This window comes from Pseudofrankia asymbiotica, from assembly GCF_001983105.1.
Classification (GTDB): Bacteria; Actinomycetota; Actinomycetes; order Frankiales; family Frankiaceae; genus Pseudofrankia; species Pseudofrankia asymbiotica.
The window spans coordinates 1-7,343 of record NZ_MOMC01000149.1 but is presented as its reverse complement, the minus strand read 5'-3'; the positions used below and the strand labels follow the sequence as shown (position 1 = coordinate 7,343).

The following is a 7,343-nucleotide window of genomic DNA, read 5'->3' as shown; positions in this document are numbered from 1 at the left end:
CCTTCTTCGACGCTGTAGGTGCAGATGGACAGGCCGGGTTCGCCGGGTAGTTCGAACACGTCGAAGGTGACCTCGAGCTCGCCGACCTCGGGGTGGCGGTAGACCTTCTGGCCGGTGCGGTGCTCGTGCACGTCCTGCTCGGCCCAGTCCGTGCGGAACTGTGGGCTGAGTGTGGAGAGTTCTCCGATGAGTGCGGTGAGGTCGTTGTTGAGCGGGTTGCGTCCGGACTCGAGTCGCAGCATCGCGGCGGTCATACCGCGGGCGAGGAGCCAGTTGACGTAGTAGTTCCGGGCGCGGGGGTCGAGGAAGATGAACCTAGCCAGGTTCGGTCTCTCGGCCTCGAAGTGCGGGGCGAACAGCGCGCGTCCCATCAGGTTCGCGGCGATGAGGTCCTGCTGCGGGTTGAACACGACAGCGGGCACGGCCAGGTTGTCCAGGACCCGTTGCACCGAGGACCGCACCGCCGGCCTGGCTTGCCGCCGGCCGCGCGCGATCGGGGTGCGGGCCAGGTCGAACAGGTGCGCGCGTTCGACATCGTTCAGTTGCAGCGCTCGGGCGATCGCGTTGAGCACGCTGTCCGAGGCGCCGCGGATCTTGCCGCGTTCGAGCTGGGTGTAGTAGTCGATCGAGAGACCGGCCAGGGTGGCGACCTCCTCGSGGCGTAGGCCAGGCACACGCCGCTCGCCGCCGAAGTCGGGTAGCCCCGCCTGCTCGGGGGTGACGTGCGCGCGGCGGGAGATCAGGAACTCCCGCACCTCGTCCTTCCTGCTCATGTCCTCCACCGTAGATCTTGCATCTGTCAGGCGCCTCCCCGGGACGGGACGGGTGCGTCAGATGGTCAGCAGGACCTTGATGGCGCGTCGCTCGTCCATCGCCTTGTAGCCCTCCGCGGCCTGCTCCAGCGGCAGGGTGAGGTCGAAGACCTTGCCGGGATCAATCTTGCGATCCCAGATGAGCTGGATCAGCTCAGGCAGGAACCGGCGCACCGGGGCAGGGCCGCCGTGCAAGTGGATGCCGGCGAAGAACAGGTCGATGCCGGGGATCTTGACGTCGTAGTTCACCCCGACGTAGCCGACGTGCCCGCCCCCACGAGTGGCGCCGATCGCCTGCATGGTGGACTCCTGAGTCCCGACAGCCTCGATCACACTCTGGGCGCCGAGCCCGTTCGTCAACTCCTTGATCTTCGCCACGCCCTCGTCGCCGCGCTCAGTCACTATGTCGGTCGCGCCGTACTCCAGCGCGAGCTTCTGCCGTTCCGGGTGGCGGGACATCGCGATGATCCGCTCCGCGCCGAGCTGCTTGGCTGCGAGAACAGCCATGAGGCCGACCGCCCCGTCACCGACCACCGCGACGGTCTTGCTGGGACCCGCCTCGGCGGCGACGGCCGCGAACCAACCGGTGCCCAGCACGTCGGACGCGGCCAGCAGCGAGGGGACCAGTTCCGGGTCCGGCTGCCGCGGCGTGGGCACGAGCGTGCCGTCCGCGTAGGGGATACGGGCCTTCTCGGACTGGGTGYCGATGGTCTGCGCCACGAAGGAGGCGTGCACACACTTGGACTGGTAGCCGGCTTGGCAGATCTCGCACGTGTTGTCGGAGATGACGAACGACCCGACGACGAAGTCGCCGACCTTGACCTTCCGCACGTCCGCGCCGATCTCCTCGACGACACCGACGTACTCGTGCCCCATCACCTGGTGGTCGGCCGGCTCGATGCCCCGGTAGGGCCACAGGTCCGACCCGCAGACACAGGTCGCCGTCAACCGGATGACTGCATCCGTCGGCTCGATGATCCTGGGATCCTCGCGGTCCTCCACGCGGACGTCACCGGCGGTATGCATCACCACTCCACGCATGGGGATGTCCTCCTTGCTCTGCATTTCGGCATTCGCGCCTTACGCAATCCATCGAACCCGGCGAACGCGCTCGCTGGGAGGGGACGACAGCACCCCCCAGCCGGACCACACCGAACGCGGGGCTCCGTCTCACCTCCGGTGGTGGCGCAGCGTCAGGAGTCATCGCGATCTGTTGTGAGCGGCAGTTCGTCTGGCACTGCAGGTCTTCCGGGTTGTCGTATCCAGCGATGGACCGCTGATCGACGAAACGGAGCTGGTCCCATCACTGTCGCGATGCCGGACATTGGCGCCGTCTCGTCCAGATTTGCACCGCATCGGCCACTGTTGACGCGGTCACCACCGAACCAGTACCAGGGCACGGAACACCGGGCCCCCGCCGGTCGCCGTGGCCAGACCGACCGCATCGTAGGCGCGGCACAGCGCGTCCCACAGATGCCCCATCCGCGAGGCGACGACCGGCAGCGGGGCACCTGACGAGCCGACCACGTCCAGGCCGAGGTCGAGCTCGCCCTGCCCGGCCGCGAGCCGCTGATTCGCAAACGCCTTGAGGGCCCGAATGGTTGCCCTGCGGTGACATGGGACCGCCAGCTGCGCTGAGGACATGGGAGCTCCGACCTGGCGCCAGGCCGGATCTCGTGCTACGTCTGAGTATCACGCCGATCGCGGGTAATGTATACTGAAGAGCTTTCCGGAGAGGAGATGGGCGCGACGTCGGTGGCATGGGTCGACGAGCTGTTCGATCGTCTTGAGATCGGACTAACCCTGACCTGCATCCGAAGCCGGCGGATCCGGCGCGCCAATGCCGCCGCGTGCCATACTCTGGGCCGGGCCAGGGCCGACCTTGTCGGGGCGACCTGGGATGCCCTGGACCTTCCCCCCCTTCTCTACAGCTGGGCGAACTTGTGTCGGCATCTGAGCAGCGAGCGAACGATGTCGAGGCATCTGACACGTATCGTCCGCCCCGACGGCACCCCGGCTGACGTATTGATCACCGCCAGCCTCGAGGCCGATGCGGGTGAGCCGTGCTGTCTCAGCCAGATCCTGGACGTGACCGACGCTGAGACAGCCCGCCACCAACTGCAGCTGGTACTGGAGAACAGCCCCGTTTCGATAGGCCTCACGGATCTCTCCGGCCGGATCGTGGTATCCGCTGGTGGCGACATCGGCGCCTTGGTCAACGACCTAAGGGCCGCCGAGCGATCGTCCATCTTCGAAGTTTTCACCCATGCGCCAGAGTGCGTGTCGATGGTACGGCGAGCGGCGGACGGCGAGCCGTCCACCGGGACGACCGAGGTTTACGGGCACTACTACGACATGCGCATCCGGCCGGTCCGCGATCCGGCTGGGGAGGTTAGCCACGTCGCAGCGATCGCCACCGACGTGACCGAACGCGAACAGGCACATGCCGAGCAGAGCGTCCTCACCGAACTGGCTCATCAGGCGTTGCAGATCGTCGAGCCCGACAGGCTGTGGAACCAAGCCGCCACAGTGCTGGCGAGCCGACTCAGTGCGGCCGTCACCGTGCATGCGACCGAGCCGGGAGACGAACCCCGCCTGGTCGCCGCAGCTGGCGCATTGCCACCGGCTGCTGTCCTTGCCGCGGCAACTCGGGAGGCTCTTCTGAGCGCGCCGTCAAATCACGGCGACGGGGCTGCTGGACGCAATCCCCGCCGGGTGGGGCATTGGTCAACAGCGTCCATGCTGCTCGGCCAACCCAACGCGCCCGCCGCCGTCCTCTCCGTCCACCGGACGGACCAGGAACACGCGGTCGCCGATGGCGACCAGCATGACGAAGGCGGCAGCCTGGGGCCCGCGGCCGGGCCGTTCACCCGCCGCGAAGTGGACTTCGTCGATGCGGTCGCCAGCGTGCTCGGCTCCGCGGCGGTCCGGTTCACGATGGAACGCGAAGCCCGCTACCGTGCGCTGCATGACAGTCTGACCGACCTCCCCAACCGCGCCGCCCTGCTCGACCGACTTGGGCGCAGTCTCGAACAAAACCGGAACGAGCAGGTCCGCACCGGCGTCGCCTTCGTGGACCTGGACGGTTTCAAGTCCATCAATGACACCCTCGGTCACCGCGCTGGCGACGACGTCCTGCGTGAAGTGGCCGATCGGCTGCGTGCCTCGGTGCGGCCGAATGATGTCGTGGCCCGGCTCGCCGGAGACGAGTTCGCCGTCCTATGCGAACACGTCTCCACGATCACCGAGGTCGAGCAGGTGGCGCACCGCGTCATCACCGCACTTACCAAGCCGATCCCTTTGCCGGAGACCGAGGCCACCGTCACGGCCAGTGTTGGCGTGGCGATCTCAGGAACCGGCCTCGCGGATCCCGATCGTCTCCTGAATGCCTCCGACGTCGCGATGTACACCGCGAAACGAGCCGGCCCCGGTCGCTGCGTCGCCTACCAGCCGGTCATGTGCCTCGACCCGGCGACGTCGCCCCACCGGACAGGTCGCCGCTGACAGATCCCGCACGATGAGTCACGGATGGCGGGCTGCGCCCTCCCCATCGGGCTGTCCGGCCGTCGGCCCACTCTCCTTACTTACATATAGGTAATTAATACAGTGAGCCATCGGGCAGGCAGCCGGAGGATGCGGTGCCGCTGCGGGATTGCATGTGGCGAACTCACGTGGCCATCATTTCGCCCAGTGCCTAGACGAGATGACTCTCGTGGCCAAGGTGACTCCATACCAGATCCGCATACCGGACGCCGACCTGGATGACCTGGCCGAACGGCTCTGCCGAACACGCTGGCCGGAACAGGAGACGGTGGCCGACTGGCCCTCCTGCGACCGGCTGCACCGAGGCCGCTCACCCACCGCGCCGCCTGGGAACACCACGTCGGCCAACTGCCGATCCTGGAAGGCACGCTGCTGCGTCTCGCCGTGGACTGGCTGCCCGGCGAGCGCAACCCCAAACCGCTGTGGCTGTGGTGCTCGACCACCGACGCCAGCCAGGCGGACGTGGACCGCTGGTGGCAAGCGTTCCTACGCCGCTTCGATCTCGAAGCACACCTTCCGCCTGTTCAAGCAGACCCTCGGCTGGACCGCGCCCGTTACCATCTCCGGCGACGCGACCCGGCCGCGGCCGACCCGCTGGACCTGGCTGATCCTGGCCGCCTACACCCAGCTCCGCCTCGCCCGGCACCTGACTGTGGACCTACGCCGCCCCTGGGAACGACCCGCCACCCGGCCCGACCGGCTGACCCAGCCCGTGTCCGCCTCGGGTTTCCACCGCATCCGCCCGAAGACCGCCGACCAGCCAACGCACCGAAACCCAGCCGACCTGGCCCCGGCCGCCCCGCCGGACAGCCCAACCAACGACGCACAGTCCACCCGCCAGTCCGGGAAGGTCAAGGATGCGGCCACCGCCGCACGACCTGAGAGGCAGACGAGTTAAACGACAAGCTCAGGACCGTCCCCGTCCTTGACCTAGATGTCGAGCGCGCGCTACCGTTCGCCGACCGTCCGATCGGACGGTCGAAGCATGAAGGGAGCGCGCCCTTGCACCTGCTCCGGCCGACAACCTCTCGACTCCGGTCAAGCTGTACGACGGGCCCGCCGATGGCCAGCCAGTCGAGAAATCCCGGCCAGGTTCACCCATGCGAGCCGCTGTGCTGCTTGCAGAAAGACAAGACGCTCGAGAGCCCGATCCGTCTCTCGGCCCAGCGGCTCTCACGGGCCACGATGGCCTGTCGGACGGTCGGACGGAGTGTTGATCGTCAGCGTCAGTTCGGCCCTAGGGCTGACAAATGGATGCCAGAGGGCTGCCAAGTCCGGAATGGTCGCGCGGGGAGAGAAGTTTTCGAATCTGAGGGCAGGATTTCCGCCAGTAACTGACACGGGAATCCGAGTCCCGTAGGAGCAACGTGACGTCGGCCCTCAGTCAGATCGACTGGATCTGTATATTCACGCTGGGATTGCCCCAGCATCGCTCGACTACGATAGGCGAGATTTGATATGGCGACATTCGTGTTGATTCACGGAGGCGGGCACGGCGGCTGGTGYTGGGAGCGTGCAGCGCCGCTGATCCATCGGGCTGGGCATCACACCGTAGCCCCAGATCTGCCCATGGATGATGTGGAAGCCGGAGTTCGTGAGTGGGCAGATGTCATCTGCTCGGCCACTTCTGGAGAGACCGACGTGATTTTGGTGGGTCACTCAATGGCGGGGCTCGCACTGCCTGTAGTGGCGTCGATGCGACCAGTCCTTAGAATGGTCTTTGTGGCCGCTACTGTGCCGCTACCCGGGATGTCCTGGACTGACTACATAGACACCCAGGCCGGGCCGGTGGTCACCATGAACCCCGAAGCAGTGGTCTACGATTCTCTCGGACGGAGCGTCATGTCGAAACAGACGGCAACCGAGGTCTTCTACCACGACTGCCCGCCTGGAATTGCTTCCGCGGCATGCGAGCGACTTCGGCCGATCGCATTCACTTCTTGGACAGAGTTATGTCCCATCAACGAATGGCCCAACGGCGTGCCATCGAGCGTCATCCTTGGAGCTCACGATCGCGTCCTCGCACCGACATGGATTCGCGCCGTCGCTCGAGACAGGCTGCACACGATGCCCGTTGAGTTGCCCACCGGCCATTCCCCGTTCTACGCGGCGCCGCAGGCATTCGTGGACGCTTTACTTGCACTTACAAATGGTTCGACAGATCAGCCCTGACCGCCCCGGCGAAAGTGCCGAAGCGATCCTTCGCCCGAACCGCCGTCTAAGCTTGTCGTTTAACTTGCCTGTCCTCGGGGGCCTGTGGCTGTTGCTCTGTCGGTGGTATTCCCGACCGGCTCGGTGATCGTTTGTCGTCGGTTGGTGCCACCGGGTGGGCGTCCGGGGCTGGGGCTGCTGGGTTTCGGCGCACGGGCTGGAAGCGGTGTCTTCGGGCGGAGGTTCCGAAAGCCCCTGCGGACACGGGCGGGTGTCAGCCGGTCGGGGCCGGGTGGGTCGTTCCCAGAGGTGGCGTAGGTCGGAGACGTGGAGGCGGGCGAGGCGCAGCTGGGTGTAGGCGGCCAGCACCAGCCAGGGGGACTGCTTCACCAACGGTGGTTCCGCACGATCCGGTTGAGCCACGAGTTGTAGGTCGGGGTATAGGCGATCTCGACGTTGCTCTTGTCAGCCCAGTCGCCGACCTGGCTGTACTCGCACGTCGACAGGCGCGACCTCAAGTTGCCACAGCTGATCGCGATGCGGACGTCAGGCGGGTAGAGCCTGCGTAGGTAGCGACAGAACCTGAGGAACGTGGTCCGGTCCTTTACCGGCTTCACATGGCTGGCCGTAGAGCCGGGTCCTTACGCAGGTCGTAGACGGCGAGCAGGTGGCGCACTCCCTGGGTGCGCCGGTAGGTCACCCGCAGCCGCCGCGGCGGCCCCCCAGGGTCCCGGCAAAGTTGTCGGTTACTGAGCTTTAATCCGCGGGGTCGGATGGGATCGGGGTCTGATCGCCGGGTAGATCGTCTGTATGAGGTACGCGACTGGTGGCGGGTTG

General features: G+C 66.4%; 6 protein-coding genes and 2 pseudogenes. 3 read left to right on the top strand and 5 right to left on the bottom strand.

Annotated features, from left to right (window positions below; genetic code table 11):
* The 3 genes from BL253_RS38785 to BL253_RS38775 form a co-directional block, all read right to left on the bottom strand.
* The coding region (locus BL253_RS38785) for a helix-turn-helix transcriptional regulator (protein ID WP_076823079.1) at positions 1–773 on the bottom strand (773 nt) is incomplete at its 3' end.
* A 57-nt stretch (positions 774–830) separates the two neighbouring features.
* Positions 831–1,853, bottom strand: coding sequence for a zinc-dependent alcohol dehydrogenase family protein (locus BL253_RS38780; RefSeq protein WP_198946569.1), 1,023 nt, complete (start codon positions 1,851–1,853; stop codon positions 831–833).
* Positions 1,854–2,186: 333 nt separating this feature from the next.
* Positions 2,187–2,456 (bottom strand): hypothetical protein, encoded by a 270-nt coding sequence (locus BL253_RS38775; RefSeq protein ID WP_076822849.1) that lies wholly within the window; start codon positions 2,454–2,456, stop codon positions 2,187–2,189.
* A gap of 66 nt (positions 2,457–2,522) precedes the next feature.
* Between BL253_RS38775 and BL253_RS38770 the strand changes: the two genes are divergently transcribed.
* The 3 genes and pseudogenes from BL253_RS38770 to BL253_RS38760 all read left to right on the top strand — a co-directional run bounded on the left by BL253_RS38770 (position 2,523) and on the right by BL253_RS38760 (position 6,527).
* Positions 2,523–4,316, top strand: a complete 1,794-nt coding sequence (locus BL253_RS38770) for a sensor domain-containing diguanylate cyclase (protein ID WP_116438932.1) — start codon at positions 2,523–2,525, stop codon at positions 4,314–4,316.
* 348 nt (positions 4,317–4,664) lie between these two features.
* Positions 4,665–5,253 (top strand): annotated as a pseudogene (locus BL253_RS38765) (NF041680 family putative transposase); the annotation flags it as partial.
* A gap of 560 nt (positions 5,254–5,813) precedes the next feature.
* Positions 5,814–6,527, top strand: coding sequence for an alpha/beta hydrolase (locus BL253_RS38760; protein ID WP_076823075.1), 714 nt, complete (start codon positions 5,814–5,816; stop codon positions 6,525–6,527).
* 59 nt (positions 6,528–6,586) lie between these two features.
* Here the strand turns inward: BL253_RS38760 and BL253_RS44605 are convergent.
* Positions 6,587–6,884 (bottom strand): annotated as a pseudogene (locus BL253_RS44605) (NF041680 family putative transposase); the annotation flags it as partial.
* Between the two features lie 8 nt (positions 6,885–6,892).
* Positions 6,893–7,123: a hypothetical protein gene (locus BL253_RS38750; protein ID WP_076823073.1), complete on the bottom strand. Its 231-nt coding sequence runs from the start codon at positions 7,121–7,123 to the stop codon at positions 6,893–6,895.
* Between the last annotated feature and the right edge of the window lie 220 nt (positions 7,124–7,343).